The 20,625-nt window shown below is 56.1% G+C and carries 17 protein-coding genes; 8 read left to right on the forward strand and 9 right to left on the reverse strand.

Annotated elements, in window-relative coordinates; all coding sequences use genetic code 11:
* Positions 1-226 precede the first annotated feature (226 nt).
* The 5 genes from NFR25_RS04705 (at position 227) to NFR25_RS04725 (ending at position 5,853) form a co-directional block, all read left to right on the forward strand.
* Positions 227-1,624 carry an ATP-grasp domain-containing protein gene (locus NFR25_RS04705; RefSeq protein WP_251198096.1) on the forward strand — a complete coding sequence of 466 codons (1,398 nt, stop codon included), beginning with the start codon at positions 227-229 and terminating at the stop codon, positions 1,622-1,624.
* A 1-nt stretch (position 1,625) separates the two neighbouring features.
* Positions 1,626-2,408, forward strand: a complete 783-nt coding sequence (locus NFR25_RS04710; protein WP_251198097.1) for a lipoprotein intramolecular transacylase Lit — start codon at positions 1,626-1,628, stop codon at positions 2,406-2,408.
* Positions 2,409-2,501: 93 nt separating this feature from the next.
* Positions 2,502-3,998 carry a glutamate--tRNA ligase gene (gene gltX, locus NFR25_RS04715; protein ID WP_251198098.1) on the forward strand — a complete coding sequence of 499 codons (1,497 nt, stop codon included), beginning with the start codon at positions 2,502-2,504 and terminating at the stop codon, positions 3,996-3,998.
* A gap of 70 nt (positions 3,999-4,068) precedes the next feature.
* Entirely contained in the window at positions 4,069-5,298 is a 1,230-nt protein-coding gene (locus NFR25_RS04720; protein WP_251198099.1) for a 4Fe-4S binding protein, read from the forward strand.
* Positions 5,299-5,451: 153 nt separating this feature from the next.
* On the forward strand, positions 5,452-5,853 hold the full coding sequence (locus NFR25_RS04725) for a PaaI family thioesterase (RefSeq protein WP_251198100.1): 402 nt from the start codon (positions 5,452-5,454) through the stop codon (positions 5,851-5,853).
* A gap of 195 nt (positions 5,854-6,048) precedes the next feature.
* Here NFR25_RS04725 and mfd read toward each other — a convergent pair whose 3' ends face one another.
* The gene (mfd, locus tag NFR25_RS04730; RefSeq protein WP_251198101.1) at positions 6,049-9,654 is read right to left on the reverse strand and encodes a transcription-repair coupling factor; all 3,606 of its coding nucleotides are present in this window, start codon (positions 9,652-9,654) and stop codon (positions 6,049-6,051) included.
* 173 nt (positions 9,655-9,827) lie between these two features.
* On the opposite strand from mfd, the gene nth reads away from it, so the two are divergent.
* Together nth and NFR25_RS04740 are read left to right on the forward strand one after the other, a co-directional pair.
* Complete coding sequence (nth, locus tag NFR25_RS04735) at positions 9,828-10,499, forward strand: endonuclease III (protein ID WP_251198102.1); 672 nt, start codon at positions 9,828-9,830, stop codon at positions 10,497-10,499.
* Positions 10,500-10,574: 75 nt separating this feature from the next.
* A complete protein-coding gene (locus tag NFR25_RS04740) occupies positions 10,575-11,354 on the forward strand; it encodes a YczE/YyaS/YitT family protein (protein WP_251198103.1) in 780 nt (259 codons plus the stop codon).
* 47 nt (positions 11,355-11,401) lie between these two features.
* On the opposite strand, the gene NFR25_RS04745 is transcribed toward NFR25_RS04740, so the two are convergent.
* The 5 genes from NFR25_RS04745 to NFR25_RS04765 all read right to left on the reverse strand — a co-directional run bounded on the left by NFR25_RS04745 (position 11,402) and on the right by NFR25_RS04765 (position 16,219).
* On the reverse strand, positions 11,402-11,887 hold the full coding sequence (locus NFR25_RS04745; protein WP_251198104.1) for a hydrogenase maturation protease: 486 nt from the start codon (positions 11,885-11,887) through the stop codon (positions 11,402-11,404).
* Positions 11,888-11,903: 16 nt separating this feature from the next.
* On the reverse strand, positions 11,904-12,335 hold the full coding sequence (locus NFR25_RS04750) for a viscotoxin-A3 (protein ID WP_251198105.1): 432 nt from the start codon (positions 12,333-12,335) through the stop codon (positions 11,904-11,906).
* Positions 12,336-12,599: 264 nt separating this feature from the next.
* Positions 12,600-13,292: a cytochrome b/b6 domain-containing protein gene (locus NFR25_RS04755; RefSeq protein ID WP_251198106.1), complete on the reverse strand. Its 693-nt coding sequence runs from the start codon at positions 13,290-13,292 to the stop codon at positions 12,600-12,602.
* Positions 13,293-14,996, reverse strand: coding sequence for a nickel-dependent hydrogenase large subunit (locus tag NFR25_RS04760; protein ID WP_251198107.1), 1,704 nt, complete (start codon positions 14,994-14,996; stop codon positions 13,293-13,295).
* A 2-nt stretch (positions 14,997-14,998) separates the two neighbouring features.
* Positions 14,999-16,219, reverse strand: coding sequence for a hydrogenase small subunit (locus NFR25_RS04765; protein WP_251198108.1), 1,221 nt, complete (start codon positions 16,217-16,219; stop codon positions 14,999-15,001).
* Positions 16,220-16,517: 298 nt separating this feature from the next.
* Between NFR25_RS04765 and pheA the strand changes: the two genes are divergently transcribed.
* Positions 16,518-17,366, forward strand: a complete 849-nt coding sequence (pheA, locus tag NFR25_RS04770) for a prephenate dehydratase (RefSeq protein ID WP_251198109.1) — start codon at positions 16,518-16,520, stop codon at positions 17,364-17,366.
* A 218-nt stretch (positions 17,367-17,584) separates the two neighbouring features.
* Here the strand turns inward: pheA and NFR25_RS04775 are convergent, their stop codons facing one another.
* Genes NFR25_RS04775 through NFR25_RS04785 form a run of 3 tightly spaced genes read right to left on the reverse strand, consistent with a single transcriptional unit; the run spans position 17,585 to position 20,577 of the window.
* A complete protein-coding gene (locus NFR25_RS04775; protein ID WP_251198110.1) occupies positions 17,585-18,454 on the reverse strand; it encodes an HhH-GPD family protein in 870 nt (289 codons plus the stop codon).
* Between the two features lie 27 nt (positions 18,455-18,481).
* The gene (locus NFR25_RS04780; RefSeq protein WP_251198111.1) at positions 18,482-18,925 is read right to left on the reverse strand and encodes an RrF2 family transcriptional regulator; all 444 of its coding nucleotides are present in this window, start codon (positions 18,923-18,925) and stop codon (positions 18,482-18,484) included.
* A complete protein-coding gene (locus NFR25_RS04785; RefSeq protein WP_251198112.1) occupies positions 18,925-20,577 on the reverse strand; it encodes a hypothetical protein in 1,653 nt (550 codons plus the stop codon). The genes NFR25_RS04780 and NFR25_RS04785 overlap by 1 nt, the downstream gene beginning before the upstream one ends.
* Positions 20,578-20,625 lie beyond the last annotated feature (48 nt).

Genomic DNA, 20,625 nt, shown 5'->3' on the forward strand with positions numbered 1-20,625 from the left:
CCACTTTTTCACGGGTCCTTACAGGCAGCTCTCGGTTTTCGATGCGTTTCTAGCCATAGAGAATTCCCTGTGAAGTTACCCGACGAAACTGCTTCGCCTGTCTTCCTTGGGTTACCATGTTCAAGAGGAACGCGCAGACGAACGGTCTTCAAGCTGCAGACCAGGTCAGCAGCATCTTGAGATAACGAAAGTTCTGTTGTGGTTCGCCTGACAAGAAAGGGTTCGCATGCTAAGCGACGATAAGCTCACTCAAGAATACTTCGATACGATGAACGCCCTAGATGGCGATGCGGAAGGGCGCGCGGCTGCTCAAGCGTATATGGACGCTTCGAGCGCCATCGTTCATCATCGTGTGGTAGGCTCGACCTTCGTACCACGCCTCTACAATGATGTGGTCTGGGAGCGTTTTCGCTATGTGGCCGAGACCACCCATACCATCCTCTGTAAGGTGATCGAACGGTACCGCAGCGACGAGGACTATCGCCAGATCTTCGACTACGACCCACGTTTGGTAGAGCTTGCGCTGCTCCCGCGCGGTTACGACGCGGTGCTTCCCTTTGCGCGTCTGGATATCTTCCTCGATGAGAATACGCTCGAGAGCGCCTTTTGCGAGATCAACGGTGATGGCTCAGCTGGTCTGAACGAAGATCGCGAGATCGTTCACTCCATCGAGCAGAGCGCCACCTTCCGTAGCTTCGCCGAACAGCACACGCTCGCTTCCTGTGAATTGTTCGAAACCTGGGTGCAGGAATTCATCCGCATCTACAACACCTTCGACCACAAGGTGGACAACCCCCGCTTCGCTATCTGTGACTACCTGGATGTAGGCGTGGTCGACGAATTCCGCATCTTCAGCGATTACTTCAAAGCTGCAGGTTATGAATGCGTTGTAGCCGACGTACGCGATCTGTATTTCGATGGTACCGACCTGTGCGATAGCGAAGGGCGCGTGATCAACGCCATCTGGCGCCGGAGCGTGACCAATGACGTGATCGAGCACTGGGATGAATCCCAAGACCTCATCAATGCCGTGCGCGAAGGAGCCGTGGCGCTGATCGGAGCATTTTCTGGTCATATCATCCACGACAAGCAGATCTTCGAAGCGCTGCGAAACCCCCTGACCAAAGCCTTCCTTACCGAAGAGGAGAACGCTTTCATCGAAAGTCAGGTCCCTGCAACGTACTTCCTTGCCGATGACGACTGCGATCTTGAGGCTGTTCGTGCGAACAAGGATGCTTGGATCATCAAACCTACCGATAGCTACGGAGCTCGGGATGTGTATGCGGGCATCGCTTGCAGCCAAAGCGAGTGGGACCACCTGATCGATCGCTATGCTAACGGTGCAGCTGGCGCGCCTTTCTTGGTGCAGCGCTATATCACGCCATTCAAGACCCTCACGCTCCCACCAGATTCGGATATCCCCTGGCTCGTAGAGCATGGCTTCATGGAAGAACCTGTTCCTGGTGAGCCCATCAAGGGAGTGCCCTACAACAACATCAGCGGACTGTACTTGTTCAACGGCACCTTCACAGGCGTATTCTCGCGCTTAGGGCCACTACCTGCCATCAGCAAGGAGCACAAAGGCATCACCGCAGCCACCATTCGCGTGCTCGATAGGGCTTAGCTTGGTCAAGCGCTCGCTCGACATAGTCATCGCCGCTCTGACGGCATTGCTGCTCGCGTTCGGCCTCTTCGGTTCGGGCCTGGTCGCGTGCATGCTGCCGCAGACCACGCAGCTTTTAGGAGACAACTTCTCGGGTTGGAACGATGCCACTTACCCTCAAGAGACCATGGAAGAGCTTGCCGAAGCGGTCCGTTCTTTTTCCATCGAGGACACGGGGCGTCAAGCGCTCGAAGATGCCGTTGCTGGCGCGCTGGCCGAGCACTACCCCGAGATCAGTGCATCGCTCAATCGCGGCGGCGAACTCGATGGCGCGAACCAGAATGTTGGCGGCAACCTCTTCGCAGGAGGCCTTGGCATTGGGAACGTCATCTCGGTCTATACGCTCCCTGCGAGCGCGGTCGATCATTTGCAAGATTGCATCCCCATCTTCGTCACATCACGCATCGCCATCATCTTGAGCTTGGTCTTCGCCCTCTTGGGCGTAGTGCTGCTCATCATCCGCCGCCGCCGCAAGCTTGCAGGCTGGGTCTTGTTCGTCACGCCGTTGGTGGTCATCGCTACGATCGCCGCGCTTGGTATCTGGGCTTTCGTTGATTTCGATTCGCTATTCACCGCGCTTCATGGGCTCTTCTTCGCGAACGGCACTTGGATATTCCCCGCCGATTCATTGCTCATCACGCTCTTCCCTGAAGCATTCTGGATGGGCATGGGCGTGGTATGGGTGTTCATCAGCATCCTTGCGTGTCTTGTGGTATGCCTTATCGGGCGCTTCGTGAAACGATAGCCCCCTCCCGCCCGACCGCACGCCTGCGCGAGAGCGCGCCGTTGTAAAATACAAGCACTTCGAACACTGAAAGCGACACCTGAAAGGATCGCAATGACCTCAGCTGAAAAACCTGTACGCGTCCGTTTCGCCCCCTCGCCCACGGGTGAGCTGCACATCGGCGGCGCACGCACTGCAATCTATAACTGGGCGTTTGCTCGAGCAAATAACAGCACGTTCATCCTGCGCATCGAAGACACCGATCCCGAGCGCTCCACCGAAGAGAACAAGCAGATCATCCTGCGCGCCATGAAGTGGCTCGGCCTTGATTGGGATGAAGGCCCTGAGGTCGGCGGCGATTTCGGCCCCTACCTGCAGACCGAACGCTTCGATACGTATGCAGCTGCGCTCGAAGTGCTCAAAGAGCGCGACATGGTCTATCCATGCTTCTGCACCAAAGAAGAGCTTGATGCCAAGCGCGCTGCAGCCGAAGCCACCGAAGGCGGCTATTCTGGCTACGACCGCACCTGCCGCTCGCTTTCCCCTGAGGAAGCACAGGTGCGCATCGACGCAGGTGAACCCCATGTTTGGCGCCTGAAGGTGCCGCTGGATCACGGCCCAGTCGAATTCGATGACGCGGTCTATGGTCCCATGAGCTTCCCCATCGACGTGATGGATGACATGATCTTGGTGCGCTCCGATGGCACCCCTACCTACAACTTCGCAGTGGTCTGCGACGATGCCAACATGGGCATCACGCATGTCATCCGCGGCGACGACCACCTCTCCAACACGCCGCGCCAGGTACTCATCTACGAAGCGCTCGGCTACGACGTGCCCGAATTCGCCCACCTCTCCATGATCTTGGGCCCCGACGGCCGCAAGCTCTCCAAGCGCCGCAACGCCACGTCAGTTGAGCAGTACAAGGAAATGGGTTATCTGCCCGACACGCTCATCAACTTCCTGGCGCTGCTGGGCTGGTCGCTCGACGGCGAGACCACCATCATCGACCGCGATACGCTCACCAAGAACTTCTCGCTTGACCGCATCACGAAGAAGGACGCGATCCTTGACGAGGAAAAGCTTGACTGGATGAACGGTATCTACATCCAGAACATGGGCGCATCCGCGTGGGTCGATGCCGTGGCACCATTCCTCATCGAAGCTGGCCTGTGCACCGCGGAAGACATCGAACAGAATCGCGCATGGTTCGAGAAGCTCTATCCGCTGGTCGCTGAACGCATGAAGCGCCTGACCGAAGCGCCCGAAAAGCTCGCCTTCATCTTCGACGGCCCCAACGTCACGCTCGACGAGAAATCCGTGCAAAAGAACCTGCTCAAGGAAGGTTGCCGCGCCGATGAGGTATTGCGCGAAGTGCGCGAGATCCTGGCTGACGAGTCCATCCCCTGGGAATGCGACCCGCTGCAGGATAAGGTGCGCGAACTTACCGAGAAACTCGACCTGAAGGCCAAGCTGGTATTCCAGCCTGTTCGCGTAGCGGTCACCGGTTCGCAGGTTTCCCCGCCACTGTTCGAGAGCATCGAGCTGATGGACCGCGATGACGTGCTCGCCCGCATCGACTACACCCTCGCCGAGGTCTTCGGCGCCTAGACCCGCACGACATGGGACACTTTTGCCTCCGTCACCAAAGTGTCCCATTTTCTTTTTGACCAGGGGGTTCATGAGCGACGATAAGAGCATACCTATCAACGCTGCGGCGCTCGAAGCGTTCGCTGCTGGTTCAAGTGCTACTAAGAGTGGCTCTGGGCTATCCACGGCTATTCCTAAGACTGCTCCAAGCTCATCCAGGGAGAACCGCGCGAGCGAAACTGAAGCTCGGCAAGAAGATCCACGCTTCCCTATCACCGTACTGCCAGGATTCTGTACGCGTCTTGCGGGTAGCACCTGCGATCGCTGCACCTATGTGTGCCCTTATGGTGCGATCTCCTTCGATGAAGAGAATCGCCCCCAGATCGAGACCGATTTCTGCACCCGCTGCGGGCTCTGCTGTGGCATATGCGACACCTTCGTGACCGAGCGCATCACCATGAACGATCTGCTCGAGAAGGTGGAGCGCCTTTCCGCTGATGGCGAGCCGGTCTTCTTCACTTGCTACGACCAGATCCCTGATGATTTCGAGGTGCACCCTAATGTGATCGTGTTGCCCTGCATCGGTGCAGTTGCCCCCGAATTTTGGGCTGCAGCGCTCGAAGCTGCTCCGCAACTCCAGATCTATTGCAACTTTGCGCTCTGCGAGGATTGCCCCACCGCTGGACCCGATGCTCGCGCGTTCTTCACCCATGCGGTGAACCTTGGCGAGCAGTGGACGCAGATCCATATGGGCAAAGCAGACCGCCTGCCCGAAAAAGCCGATCTGCTCACGCGCTTCTTCGATGCCACCTCAGATGAATACCATCGCCGAGGGATCGCCACTTCGCTCATCAATGAAGTAGAGGATATCGCGTCAGGCAAGCACCGCAAGCGCAATTCCGATACGTTGAACAGCTTTCACGCACGCAAAGAGGCCATGCGCGCACAAGGCCATGCGAAGAATCGCCACCATCATTATCACGTGCCGTCACGCGCCAACCAACCGCTGAAGAAGGTCTGGCCTCGCCTACAGCTCATCACGAACACGGTTGAAGCGCATCCTGATATCGCACCCAACATCCCCCGCTATTTCGCCGCTGTGGATGAAGCCCTATGCGAACACTGCTACGAACCCTGTTTCTCCCACTGCCCCGCTGGCGCACGCGCCGTCGACGAAGCTGGCACCATCGCCGTGGACGCTCATCTCTGCATCGCCTGCGGTAACTGCGCCCTCTACTGCCCCACTGGCGCTGCCTACCTCTACGAAACCGACGCGCGCATCTTCCTCCCCGAATCCCCTGAGATCTCCGAAGCAGAATAACCCGGACACTTCGGGGACAGGTCCCATTTTGTCCCGGACAGTTTGGGGGCAGGCCTCGCAGGGTTCTTGGTTAGTGACACTTGCCAAGGTTTATAATCGAATAAGAGGGAAACCCTCATTCGATCCATCGATTCAACTTCAAAAGGAGCGACCATGGTAGACGAAACCAACAGCTTGGAAGAGATCCGCGAATACTTCGCACAAGACAAATATGCAGCTCAGGCCCAGTGCTCGATCGTAGAAGCCCGAGCTAATCACGCCATCTGCGAAATGCCCATCACGCCGAACCACCTGAACGCGAACGGCACCGTGATGGGTGGTGCTATGTTCACGCTGGCCGACTTCACTATGGCGGTCATCTCGAATCTCGACAACAAGCCCACCGTCGCCATCGACTGCACCATCCGTTTCTTCTCGCCTGCTAAAGGCCAGAAGCTCATCGCCACCGGCAGCACCAACAAGGGTGGCCGTAGCGTTGGCTTCTACACCGTCGATATCGCCGACGAACTCGGCACCAACGTCGCCCAATTCGTCTGCACTGCCCACCGCAGCTAGACCGTTGAAGCGCTCGCGAAACACCTGTCAGACAATAACGAGCAAAAAAGAACGACCAGGGCTAATCCTTGGTCGTTCTTTTTGTCTCTAGCGCTTTTCTGTCCCGAGCAGAATCACATCTAGTTCAAAGGTGTTTGTTGGACGTTTTGAACCTGTCCCCCTTTTCGTCCCGGACAGAATTGAACCCGTCCCCAATTAGGTGTAGAGGGATTCCAGGAATGATTGGACGGCGGTTAGGGTGGTGCCGTCTTCGCTTTGGCCTACTACGCGCATAGGCACCATCAATTTCTTCTTGTCAGCCAGGTATCGGCCTGACTTCTTGCGGATCTGCGAAGCCTGCGCCTTCGTGAGCGTGATAGGCTCGACCACCAAACGACCACCCGTAACCGAGATCGACTCGATGTTGTGCTCACTTGCGAATGCCTTCAAGCGCGCCTTCTGGAACTGATTCACCGTGGCAGGCGGCATCTCACCGTGCTTCGCCACGATCTCTTCTGCCAGCTCATCGACGATCGGAATGCTGTCCGCACTCGCCAACTTGCGGTAGAACATCACGCGTTCATCGGCATCGGGTACGTATTCTTCAGGAATATACGTGTGATCAGGCACGTTGATGACGATATCAGAAAGCGCTTCAGGCAGATAGTTGTCCGCGATGGTCGCGCCCTCGCGCGTGAGCGTGACCGCCTGCGCGAGCATCTGCGCGTACAGGTCGAAGCCCACCGCCGACATGTTGCCGCTCTGCTCGGCGCCCAGGATGCTGCCCGCGCCGCGAATCTCCAAGTCCTTCATCGCGATGCGCATGCCGCTGCCCAGATCCGCATTCTCATCAATGGCGATCAAACGCTCACGCGCTTCTTCCGTCAGCGGAACGTTATCGGGGAACAGGAAGTACGCATACGCCTGCGTCGACGAACGCCCCACGCGCCCCTTCAGCTGGTACATCTGCGCAAGGCCCAATCGCTGCGAATCTTCGATGATCAGCGTATTCGTATGCGGATTATCCAAGCCGCTTTCCACGATAGTCGTGGCCACCAGCACATCGATCTGACCCGCCGAGAAATCTTCCATCACGATCTCGAGCTCTTCTTTGGACATCTTGCCATGCGCCACGCCGATGCGCGCCTCGCCCGCCGCTGCTCGCACGCGCTTCACCGCTTCATCGATCGAGCGCACACGATTGCTCACGTAGTAGACCTGTCCCTTACGGTCGAGCTCGCGCCGGATCGCATCCGCCACCAGGTCAGGGTCCCACTCACCCACATGCACCTCGACCGGGCGGCGATCATCGGGCGGCGACATGATCAGACTCATGTCGCGCACGCCCGAAAGCCCCATCTGCATGGTGCGCGGGATAGGCGTCGCCGAAAGCGTGAGGATATCGATGGACTCACGCATGTTCTTCAGCTGTTCCTTGTGACCCACGCCGAAACGTTGCTCCTCGTCGATGATCACGAGCCCCAGGTCCTTCGGATTCACATCGCGCGAGAGCAAGCGATGCGTACCGATGAGCACCTGCACTTCCCCATTGGCGAAATCTTCGAGCGTCTTCTTCTGCTGCTTGGGCGTGCGAAAGCGCGAGAGCACCTCTACGCGTACCCCAAAGGGATCGAAGCGCTCTTTGAAGGTGGTGTAATGCTGCTGTGCCAAGATGGTCGTTGGACACAGCACCATCACCTGCTTGTGGTCCTGCGTAGCTTTGAATGCCGCGCGCAAGGCCACCTCGGTCTTGCCGAAGCCCACATCGCCACAGACCAGGCGGTCCATAGGATGGATGGACTGCATATCGGTCTTCACATCTGCAATGGCCGCCAGCTGGTCAGGCGTCTCCTGATACGGGAATGCCTCTTCCATCTGATGCTGCCACGGCGTGTCTTCCTTGTACTGATAGCCCTTCGTTGCTGAGCGGCGCGTATACACGTCAACCAGGTCAAAGGCTAGTTTCTTGGTCGCTTTGCGCGCACGCCCGATAGCGCGCGACCAGTCCGACGTGTTCAAACGCGTCAGACGCGGACTCGACCCTTCCGGACCAACGTAGCGCGTAACGCGATCGAACTGCTCGACGGGCACGTAGAGCTTGTCGCCTTCCGCATATTCCAGCAACAGATAATCGCGCTCAACGCCACCAACATCGCGACGCACCAGATCACGGAAGAATGCCACGCCATGATGAGCATGCACGACGTAGTCGCCGGGCTTATAGGGAAACGTCACGTCCGTCACATCGATGCGACGAGCGCGTCGAACCGCCATGCTGCCCTGCGTATCAGCGAGCGAGACCAGTGCCAACTTAGCAGCAGGAAAGATCATGCCAAGAGGGATATCCACATCGACGATGTTCACTAGCCCGCGCTGAAGCTTCGGCTTGCGCGGTTCCTTCACAGCTGATGCCGTATCCTTGGGTGCGATATCCTCTTCAGGCGTACCACGCCCAACATCTCCAGTATCCCCAACATCGCTGCCAGCCGCTTCGCTCGCCCCAGGAGCCTCTAAATCCCCCGAGGTGAGCACATCGAGCTCCTCTTTGATCGGGATACCTCGATCGACCAATTCCAATTTCATCTCTTGGCGGGCACGAAAATGCGGCACCGAGAACACCACCGTGAAACCTGTTTGCGTCAGCGAGAGCAACTTTCCGAAGAGCTTATCCTGGTCGCCCGCCACATCCACGCGCTTGACCACCAGTTCATCATCGAGCTCCACACCAACGCGCATGATCGAGACATAGGTGGCTCGTTGGTTCGCGCCGAAATTCAATTCCTGTGGCGTGAAGAACATCTCTTCGAGCAGCAATACCGAAGCATCGGCTTTCTTCAGCAGCTCTTCACGGTAATGAAGCGCATCGTCGATCAAGCTGCGCGGCTCTACCACCACTGTCAACGACCCTGGAGCAAGATACTCGCCTACCGAACCAGCTTCCTCATACAGATACGGCAGCAGCGCTTGCGGCTGATAGAGCTCGGTCTTATCGAGCGCATCGATCAAGTCGCGATAGATCGGCGTAGTGGTCGATTGCGGCACCAACCGCGCTCGCGCCTGCCCTACGCCTCGGCCCGTTATCTCGTATTCGCGCACCGGGAATATCTCCACCATCTCGCGCGATGAAAAGGTCTGACCAGTACCTGGTAGGATGCTGCGGATCTCTTCCAGTTCATCGCCGAAGAAATCCAGACGAACAGGATTCACCAGATTGCCTGCGAACACATCGATGGTTCCGCCTTGCGCACTGAACGTACCAGGCCCAGCCAACTTACCCGTGTTCTCATACCCCATGTCCACAAGCTTGATGACCAGGTCCTCATATTCTTCAACACCAAGGATCCCCTGATCGGACAACTCTTCGCCCGCACGCAGCACCAGCGGAGCTGCGATCTTCTCAGCCGCAGGAACCACCTTGCGCAAGAGCGCACGAGCCGATGCCACCACCACACAATGCTTACCGCTCTGGAGCGCCCACAGCGCCTCTAAACGGTGAGCGCTCTGACGTGCGCGCTTCTCGAAATCCTTCACCCCGCCAAGCGGCACGAGCGTGAAGGGGTTTTCGGAAAGCTCTTCGTAAAGATAGACATTCTCTTCACCGATATAGGCACCCAGCATGCGCGCGAAGGTCTCTGCGCCCTCTTCGCCCGGCACCACCACCAAGGTAGGCTGCGGATGCAATGCAAAACGCGCGGCCACCAGGAACGGACGCGCCGAAGAAGCTACGCCGATGGTGGCGTCCTGACCCGCATCGAGCTTGCCCCAAAAATGTTCCAGCGCCCCCGAGCGCTCGAGCGTATCGGCCAACAGATTGATGAGCATGCTATTTCCTTCCCGTGCACCTGCAGCCACGTAAAGACCAACACGAAAAGCCGCAAAAGCGGCATCATCGGTGCAACCAGTCTACCACGCTCGAACACCGCATCGCGCGCGCATTCCCACACCTGCAACGCACCTGTTACAATGCGAAGAGACCGAACATGCAAGGAGCGCACATGGCACGTGAGAAGAAGGCCGAAAAAGAAAAGCGAGCGATCGAGGTAGCGCGACGCATGAGCCTGCACTACCCTGAACCCGAATGCGCGCTCGACTATACTACGCCTTTCACGCTCACCATTGCGGTGGCGCTTTCAGCACAGACCACCGACGTGAACGTGAACAAGGTCACCCCTGAATTGTTCGCACGCTTCGGCACGCCCGAATCCATGGCACAGGCCAGTGTTGAAGATGTGGCCGAGATCATCCATTCGCTCGGCTTCTATCGAAACAAGGCGAAGAACTGCGTGGCGTGCGCGCAAATGATCATGAGTGATTTTGGCGGCGAGGTTCCACGCGACATGGCAAGCCTACAAAAGTTGCCTGGCGTAGGGCGCAAGACCGCGAATATCGTACTGAACGAAGGCTTCGGCATCGTTGAGGGCATCGCGGTGGACACGCACGTATTCCGTATTGCGCATCGCCTGAAGTTCTCGAACGCCGACACACCGCTAAAAACTGAGCAAGACCTGCTCAAGCTCTACCCGCGCGAATACTGGGGGCCTATCAACCATCAGTGGGTGCTCTTCGGGCGCGAGACCTGCATCGCGCGCCGTCCCAAGTGCGCCGACTGCTTCCTCAATGACATCTGCCCTTCAAGCCCCATTTACGTAAAAGACCCCACGTCCTAGCTGCACCTGCCATCTTGCAACGTACAATTGAATGAGCACAAGAATCTAGCGAGCACATCCGAGAAAAGAGCGCACATGAGACTTGCAGCACGTTGGCACGTGTTCTCCAATAAACCTGTTCCCAATATGATCCTCCGCCTGGTCGTCATGTTCATCGGCCTTGCTTTCGTTGCAGCATCCGTTGCACTCACGCGCGCTTCAGGTCTTGGCACCTCGCCCATCTCATGCATCCCTGCGGTGCTCAGCTTCGCTACTGTATGGAGCATCGGCGTATGGACCTTCCTTTTCAATGTGCTGCTCGTGCTCATCCAAGTTGCCATCCTGCGCCGAAACTTCCAGCCCATCCAATGGTTGCAAGTAGCATTCGTCTTCGTATTCTCGGCGATGATCGACTTCTTCGTGCCCTTTTGCGATACCATTCCTATGCCGAATTACGGCTTCGAATTCTTCTATATGGCGCTCGGGTGCTTCATGACCGCCTTTGGCATCTTCTTGCAAGTGAAAGCCTCTATCTTGACGCTCCCTGGTGAAGGTGTGGTGCTCGCCATTGCCAACGCGAGCAAGATCCCCTTCCCCAAACTGAAGGTCGCCTTCGACACATCGCAGACCATCATCGGCGCCGTTATCTCGCTCGTAGTGATGAGTGGCCTTTACGGCGTACGTGAAGGTACCATCATCTCTGCTTTGTTCGTTGGCATCATCATCGGGCTGTTCAACAAGCTCTTCCCCAACTTCGAGAAGATCGTTCCGCTCGAAGGCCACAAGACGCTCACTGCGGCCACCTTGGAAGCCCCTGGTAAACCAGTAAAAGAGCTAGCCGCCGAAGCCCGCGCCAAACACGAAGATTCCGAATAGACCGAAAAGATCCCAACAACAGCAAGAAGAGCCAGGTGCCAGAAAGACTATTTACGAATAAGAGTCGCGCCTTGGCGATCAAGCTCAGCTACGACCGATTCGACCAAGAATGGCAGGCGATCATATACCTTAGGTGTTAATCCTTCGGTCAACTCAGCAGGCGACATGTTCTCGATCTGCATGCCATAGCAGATGCCATCGCACTCATACCCCAAGAGCGCAGCCGCATCGAACAGATCGGCCAGCTTCAATTCGTGCAGCGATGCCATCGCACTCCCATGACGTGCGATGTCATAGGGCTTATAGCGAAACACCGTTCCTGGCTCAGCATCCGTACCATCGACCGCATCTACCGCGATGATGAAATCGTATTCGTTCACCTTCCCGATAAGGCTCATGGTCATGCAGCCCATATCATGCAGGTCCACGTTCTCAGGAATCTGGTAATGCTCGATAAGCTCGTCATAGACCGCTGGTCCGATGCCATCGTCGAGCATCAAACGGTTTCCTACGCAAAACACTGCGATCTTCATCGATGCTCCTTACCCACTAAGCTACGGGCATTCCAGGGCGAATCACCAGATTGTAATAGGTAGCTGCCGCGATCATCACCACAGCAAGGATGCCCATTGCAACAGCCCACACACGCTGGCGCTTGATATACCATTCCTTGGTCTTTCCCATATTGATGGCACGCTCGCATGCATATCCTTGAGAAACACGAGCGAACACGATGGTCACCACCGCCAGCAACACCGCAACAACAATCGCGAACACAACGCTGAGCGTCGTAGGGTTCATGAGCGCCTCATAGAAGAGATTGTCAGCAAAGAGCCACAGCGGGTAATACAGGATGGTGATCCAGATACCGTTGGCAGGACCCCAGATAGGCGGCATGAATAGCGCGCCCAAATTGATAGGAAGGAGCCCCTTCATCAGCTCTTCACGATAGGACTTCTCCTTCTTTTCTTCCTTCTTCATGCCAACCCTCTCTATGTTTTCGTTCCTTTCCATCATACAAGCACCGCGACCAGTCCGTCCGTCCCACACCACCCGAACGGCATCGATTCGACCCATGAAATAGATCAGACGGACCAGACCGAACAACCGCCTAGGTCAAGCTGAACCTGTCCCCATTTTGTCCGGGACAGAATTGAACCCGTCCCCAAAAAAGAAGGGACCCATGCGGGGTCCCTTCATAGCCAGTGGTGTTAGCCATTTGGCTGGTTTCGCTAAGCAGTGCGATTAGTGAGCATCAACGCTGTGATCCTCACCGATGATGCAGTGACGCTCTGGGTCATAGACCAGGCCGCCATGCTCCTTGCCAGCGAGCATGTTCGCAGCATTCGCAGTGCCTTCGATGAATACCAGATAGATATGGATCATCGAGAAGCAGATGAAGACGAACATGAGGAAGTAGTGGATGATGCGCATGGACATCATACCGCCGACCAGCGAAGTACCTGCTGCGAAGAAGGTCCAAGAAGCGGTCGGGACCCACAGGCAGAATCCAGTGTAGCCCATGATGAAGATCAGCAGACAGACAAAGAGATAGGAGAGCTTTTGGGGCACGCCCAGCTTTGCTGAGAGCGGATGATCCTTCTTGATGAACAAGTAGTACTTGATCCACGGAATGAGCTGATGCTTGTTGTCAGCCTGCGGCAGGTAGGTCTTGAAGTCGCGAACCATGTTGCGCGTACCACCCGTAGGGGAAGACGTGAGCAGGAACGACAAGACGATACGAACGATGCAGTTGAGCACCAGGATGATACCGCAGAAGACATGCACGCCACGAGCGACACCGGTAAGCGCTGCCCAGAACGGGAAGTGGATCAGAAAACCGGTGAAGATCAACAGCGCCATGCAACAGAGGTTGACCCAGTGGGTAACCTTCATAGGCAATGGATGCGCCTGCTTATAGTGTGCGAGGTGTGCCATTTACCTCACCCCCCAAGGGCTTGTAACGGTTTCGAAGTGCTTACCCGTTGCAGGTTCAGACACATGAACAGCGCAAGCAGTACATGGGTCGAAGCTGTGGACGGTACGCAGTGCGTTGATAGGAGCATCAACATTGGTAACAGGGGTTCCGATGAGCGCCTGCTCCATAGGACCGCGAACGCCCTCTGCGTTACGAGGAGCGATATTCCAAGTAGTAGGAATGATGATCTGGTAGCCGGTGATGCGACCGTTGTCGACATGCTCGGTGTGGTAGAGAGCGCCACGAGGTGCCTCCCAGAAGCCCGTACCAGAACCGGTGAGATGCTCAGGAGCACGGAAGTACTCGCTGTCGCCTTCCTTGAGGGCAGCGATGAGTTCGTCGACCCAATCGACCATAAGGTGAGCGATGTAGGAGCATTCAACCTGACGAGCAGCCACACGACCGAGCGTGGACTGGAGCTGAGGCAGGGTAAGACCCAGGTCAGCCATGAGCTTGTCGAGCGAGTTCACAACATACTGGTTCTTCTCGCCACCGCGCAGATAAGCTGCGAGAACGCGAGCGAACGGACCAGCTTCCATGCATTCGCCATTGTAGCTGGGGCCCTTAGACCAGGTGTAACGATCGTTGACCGTACCGACCATATGGCCATTTTCCTCGTGCTCGGTGCCAGCGACATAGTATTCCGTGTACAGCGGATCGGTAACACCTTCACGCGGGTTCAAGTCAGAGTCGCCAACATACCAAGAGTGGCCGACGTATTCCTTGATCGCTGCTTCATCGACATCTTCGAGGCGAAGCTCGCCATTGGTGTAAACAACACCAGAAGGCATGTAGCGGTCTGCCATCTCAAAGTTCGGGCGCTGGAAGACGCCCCAAGCAACGTAACGACCGCAACCACGACCGAAGCCGAGAGCTTCAGGATAAGCAGCTGCGATGATCTTGGTGTCAGGAAGCATGGTGGAGTCGATCCAGTCGCGGAGTTCACGAACGAGCGCATAGAGCTCGTCGAGCTTCTCCTCGGTCGGAACGAATGCCGTGCCACCAGGAACGAGCGTCATGATGTGCGGCATCTTGCCACCGATCAGACCGCAGATCTCGGAAGCCTTAGCCTGCATGTTAAGAGCCTCGAGATAGTGAGCGGTGCAGATGAGGTCTGCTTCAGGATCGAGCTTGAATGCTTCAGGAGCCAAGCCATCCAGGAACCAGCCACCACTGAAGATGGAGAGCTGACCGTTGTTAGCGAACTTGGTAAGGGTGCTCATGAGACTCTTCAGGTCGGTGTTGCAGGAAGTACCTGCAGCCTCCATCAGGTCATAAGCTTTGCCGACGTTCGCATTCAGAGCGTTCAGCGGATTGACATAGTCCAGTGCCGCCAGGGTGTAGAGCCACAGGATGTGGCTGTGGAGGAACTGACCGCCTTCGACCAGGTTACGAATGATACGAGCCTGGTTCGGAATGACGATGCCATAGGCTGCTTCAGCTGCGATAGAAGAAGCGTGAGTATGAGAGACCGGGCAAACGCCGCAGATGCGCTGAACGATATGTGCAGCGTCTTCAGGAGTACGATCCTGAACTACGAGCTCCATGCCGCGGAAACAACCACCAGAAACCCAAGCATCAGTTACGACGCCGCCATCGACTTCCATTTCCACACGGAGATGGCCTTCGATACGAGTAACGGGATCGATGATAGAACGAGCCATGATTAGTTGCCTCCCTTCGAGTTGTCATCGAGGGTGTAGATACCAATGGATTCATTTGGATGCTTCATATCCCACTCGCGTTCTTTCTCGAATGGAGCACCGCCGTCCGTACGGCCAGCCTTCTTCATGCCGAAGCCATGAACCACGAGCGCTGCTGCGAGGATACCGGTAACGGTCCAAGCAATAGCCTCAGGCTGCACCATAGCGCCGCCGATACGAAGATCGCGGAAGCGCGCACGGAATGGGGTGTTGGTCTCGACCCAGTTCTCGCCTGGGTTGTCAGGGTTAGCAACGCAGCAGCCGATGCAAGGACCGCCGGACTCGACGCACCAGGAACGACGACGGTTCCAGCGCACGATTCCGCAGTTAGCCTTGACCATAGGACCACGGCAACCCATGGGATACAAGCAGTAGCCAGCAGCCTCTTCAGGAGTGCCGAATGCGTAGACGAATTCGCCATTCTCGAAGTGACCACGACGCTGGCAGTTGTCATGAACGGTCTGATTGAAGGTGACCTTCGGCTTGTTCTCGGAGGTGAGCTCGGGGAGCTGACCGACCAGCAGAACGTCTACCAGGACCGACGTGACCCACTCAGGGTTAGCGGGGCAACCAGGGATGTTGATGACAGGAGTGTCGATGCCCTGCTTCTTCAGGAAGCCCTGAACGCCAAGAGCGTTAGCAGAGTTCGGATGAGCTGCCATCCAGCCGCCATTCACTGCACAAGATCCGAGGGCAACAACAGCGTTAGCGTTCTTCGCTGCATGTGCCAAGATGTCGGTACCAGGCTCGTTCGCAACGCGAAGCGCTTGGCCGTCCCATCCCTCCAATACTGCGCCTTCGTAAATGAGGATGTAGTTACCTGCTTCAATCGTCTGCTCTTTGGCTTCTTCCATGGACCAGCCTGCAGCTGCAGAAAGGGTCTCGCAATAGTTCAGCGAGATCATCTCCAAAACGATGTAGGCGGGGTCTGGGGCGTCGCCCTGAGCAAAGGACTCGGTACAACCGGTGCAGGATGCGCCTTCGATCCAGATCACTGGAAAGAGCTTGCCTGATTCAGCGCCGATGACTGAGTTCTCGATTGCCGCTGCAACACGAGGAGCAGCGAGTTCAGAAAGACCTGCTGCAACCGCGAGAGAGCCACAAAGTTTCATGAAGCTACGACGAGAAACGCCACGCGCTTCAAGCTTAGCCAGAAACTCTGGTGAGGTAGCCTCTGTTACCATGTGCACACCTCCTTTAGGGTGTCTTCTTCCAATAAACTTCTAGTCGGTATTTTCAAGCATTTCGCGAATAGAAATGCAGCTTGCGCTTGAAAAACGCGGTTTATTCCCGCAAGTGGTCTGAAAGTGTTACCGCGGCAATGCGGAATAACACAATCCATAAAATTCCCCTATTCTTCACAAGCTCTTCAGAGTTTTTGCGCGGTTTCGCAGGGTGAACGGCGTACGCAGGTAGTTTAGGTGACAATTCAGCTACAATACCCTCACACGATGAATCGACCTTCTAAGGAAAGAAGCACGCATGGAAACCACTCCGAAGATCGCCTTCTTGGGCCCCACTGGAACCTATAGCGATGAGGCGACCCATCAGTTCATGGAGAAGTTAGGGCTAGAAGATGCCGAACTTGTCGAGTGCGTTTCTTTCACGGAGATATTCGACACCGTGGAGCGTGGGCGCTGCGATTATGGTGTCGTAGCGACCGAGAATTCGCTCGAGGGACCGGTGACCGCGTGCCTCGATAATTTCGCGACCCACACCAATGTGGACATCTTGGCCGAGCACGTGCTGGACATCCACCACAGCCTAGTGATGCATCCCGAAGCTGAAGTGGCCGACATCACCACCATCGTTTCTCATCCACAAGGCCTTGGCCAATGCCGCCGCTACATCACAGAGCATTTCCCTGGCCGCACTACCAAGACCGCGTCATCCACGGCCGATGGTGTGCGCAAGATCATGGAAGATAAGACGTGCGCAGCCATCGCGAACGAATTCGCCGCGAAGCTCTATGGAGCACGCGTCTATGAGCGTAGCATCGAAGACCATTTCGGAAACCAGACTTCTTTTGCGCTGATCGCACGTCCAGGCATGCCTGAAGTGTTCCCCGAACTGCCCAAGCGCACGTCTGTTATCTTGTCACTGCAACAGGACCGCTCAGGATCGCTGTTGATGATTCTTTCGGAATTCGCTTATGCGGGCGTGAACTTGACCAAGATCCAGTCTCGTCCCACCAAGCAAGCGCTGGGAGACTACATGTTCTTCATCGATTTCGAAGGTTCTACGAGCGACGTTGATGTGCAGACAGCGCTCAACTGCCTGCGACTGAAGCTGCGCGATGTGAGAGTGCTGGGCTCCTACCCCACGATCTAACTGCGAGGTCATTGGGTGCTGCGGCTGTAAGGTAAGGTGTATAACTTACCCGCTACCCTGTTCGTGTAGACAAAAAGGGCTACGCCCCCAATTTGTCTACACTCATGCGGTCGCTCTTCAGTATTATTCAGAACCCAGCCTAGGCTGGGTTCTTTTTTAGATGGTGTTCAGAGTAAGTTCTGCACCCTTACCTGACATCTGCAACACGTGCACCTTGGTTACGACCTGAGGGTGTTGGTAGATTCGTCGTGGGTGAAGAAGCCTTCGGTGGTGAGGGATTTTACTAGGTCCATGAACTGCTTATCTTCAACCGGTGGCCTACCCTTTTGCTTCTCGAAATCGTCTAGGGCGTTTTTGGCTTCCTGCAGCTTGATGCCAGGGTTCGCTAGGACGATGCGAACGATTTCGGCGCGCTTTTGACGGTTGGAGCCTTCGAAGGCGGATTGCTTCGTGTAGTGCTTCGAGCGACGCGAAGGGTTCACGGTGATGGATTTCAGGTAGGCGCCGTAGTCGAGCAAGGCGTAATACCAGCCACGTGGATCGTCTTTGCTGCAAGTCTTCCATACGAGCGGTTCGAAGGTCTTGTCGCTCACGCCTTCTTCGCCTGGGAACAATTCATGCAGGAACACCGTGCGCACGTTCGTTTCAAGATAGAGCGCAGGCTTTTGAAAGGCGAATGCCATCACACCGCCCGCAGTTGCTTTGCCGATCCCTGGCAGTGCGAGCAGTTCCTGCTCGCTCGAAGGAAGCGCTCCCCCATATTCCGCAACGCACTGTTCGGCAGTGCGTTTCAGCGCAAGAGCACGACGGTTGTACCCGAGCCCTTGCCAATTCTCGAGCACGAGCGAAACATCGGCCGCAGCAAGCACCTTGAGCGTTGGGAATACTTCAAGGAATCGATTCCAGTGCTTTTCCACGCGCGAGACTTGCGTCTGCTGGAGCATGATCTCCGAAACGAGCACCGCATAGGGATCTTCGATATTGCGCCACGGCAGGTCGCGATAACGCTGGCCGCCTTCACGCCACACCTTCTCGATGAATCCATCGAGCTGCGCGTCGGTGAACGTTCTTTCGTGAGACTTGGCCATAAGATGCTTCGAGGCTGCTGAGGCCTGCTAATTCCTTGATGCAAGGATGCGGCTCACTTCCGGATGGTCGGCCCCCATCTCGAACAGGTCTGCCAACGTGATGGAAGAGAATAGCTGCGCCACCAGCACATCAGCTGCGATCCAAACAGCATTGAATTCACACCCAGAAGAGCGGTCGCAATAACTGCAGTCCACCGAGCAAGGCGACATGCCAATGGGCCCCTGCAGCGCCTCGATCACTTCTTGGAGCGTGACCTTTTCAGGGTCACAATCGAGCGTAAGGCCACCACGCACGCCACGGATGGTCTTCAGATACCCCGCTTTCACCAGGTCATGCTGGATGCTGCGCGCAAAGGAATAGGGCACGCCTTCGCGCTCTGCCACATCCGCGATGGAGATATAGGAATCCCCGCACTCGTAAGCCGAGCGCAAGATCCTACAAGCATAATCGCAGCGGCGGGTGATATCCATCAGTCTTCCTTCAGCAGATCATCAATGTGATCCATCGAGCGCTGGAAGCGCTGCATGATCTCGGATTCGATGTCCTTGTATTCTTTGGAATCGAGCTCATGGAAGGTGGAGAGGCGCATATACACATCATCGCTGCGTACTGCGCAGAAGCAATCCTTCGCCACGCTGCGGCGATACGCTTCTTCGACCGATTCAGTGATGACCGTATAGAGCTCGAAACGCGAAAGACCTTTCGAGAATGGCACCAGCTTCATAACATCCAAGCCGCGCATGGATGGATGCTCACTCTGAGCTGCACGCCAGATCTGGCGACGTTCTTCATCGTTGGGATATTCAAGTTCGACCACCCGATAAAGACCGAGCATCGGGCCGAACAGAGCATCGAGCGCCTCCAGGTTGGATGCAGAGATGAGCACGGTTACCTCAGGGTTCTCGAGCGCGGATTGGATGAATGACAAAGCCTCACGCGCACCGCGTGAAAGCTGCATCTGCAAGAAATCAGGTAAGTCTGCTCCACCCATATCCATCCAGGGCAGATCCCACAGATCCAAGTCTTCCAAGATGAGCGCAGCAGGTCCGTCTTGGCCTAAGCGGTTCTGTCCATTAGGGGTGATGAGCTGATCGGATGAAGCCATCACGCACAGCACCGACTGACCTTGCATGTTGTGATCCATGCGCATGCGAACAGCAGGGATGCCCATCTCGCCTACCGTTGCGACCATGAAGTAATTCGCATCCTCGCGCGCTTGGCTCGAGAACACCAGCGTACCAAGTTGAGGCATGCGCGAAACACCATGACGGAAGTTGAGCATCTTCACGAATTCCTTGAATTCAGGATCGCGCATCCTACCCACGCCCAGATGACCCATCTTCTCGATCGCACGCGAGAAGCCGCGGATCGTTGAATAGTCGAAGGTGGGTTCAGGCTTTTTCTTCTTACGCTGCTTCTTGCGACCGCTCAGATCTATATGGGCGATCTTCGCACCCTTCAAACTGGGCAGAGGAAATGCAGAAAGCTCGATAGGGTCTTCTTCCCCATCCTTGTTTTCCGAACCCGCTTCTTTCGCTGCAGCGTTTTGAGCTGCTTCTTCTTCGGGCGAACGAGGGCCTTCTTCTGGTTCGGCTTCTGCAGCTGGTCCGAGCAACGGGTCGAAATCTTGGTCAGCGGGCGCAGAGCCGAAATCGAACATGGAAAACGGAGAGGGCACGCCTTCCTTTTCGAAGCGATAGAGCAGATCGGGTGAAAGACCCATGAGGTCTTCATTGATGAGCTCGGCCATATCTTCGATAGCCTCGCGCGAGAAGCCGAACTCCTCCAGGCGATCGAGTGCGATATCTTGCAGTTCGTCAGCCTTGTGAGCCAATTCATCAGGGCTTACATAGGGCTTGAGCTTCTCGAAGATATATTCAGCGAGCGAATGCTGGCGCGCAGACACGGCCAGATCCCAAGCTTTGCGCATGCCACCGATGGTCTCATCGCTCGGAACGATGTTTTCCAACATGGACTGTTCGAAAGCAGCCAGATAAAGATGGATGCCCAAAAGCTGGTCGCCCGATTCGACCGCATAAGCGGCTCGCTTCAGATAGTCGCTCGAATCGTTGAAGCTGTTGTCATGAGATGGAAGGTTGCCGAAGTTCGTATCTTCGTTCATCGTGATTCACTTTCCTAAAGAGCGCACGCGCGCTCGAACGGTTTTGGG

The organism is Anaerotardibacter muris (assembly GCF_943192915.1).
Lineage (GTDB): Bacteria > Actinomycetota > Coriobacteriia > Coriobacteriales > Eggerthellaceae > Anaerotardibacter > Anaerotardibacter muris.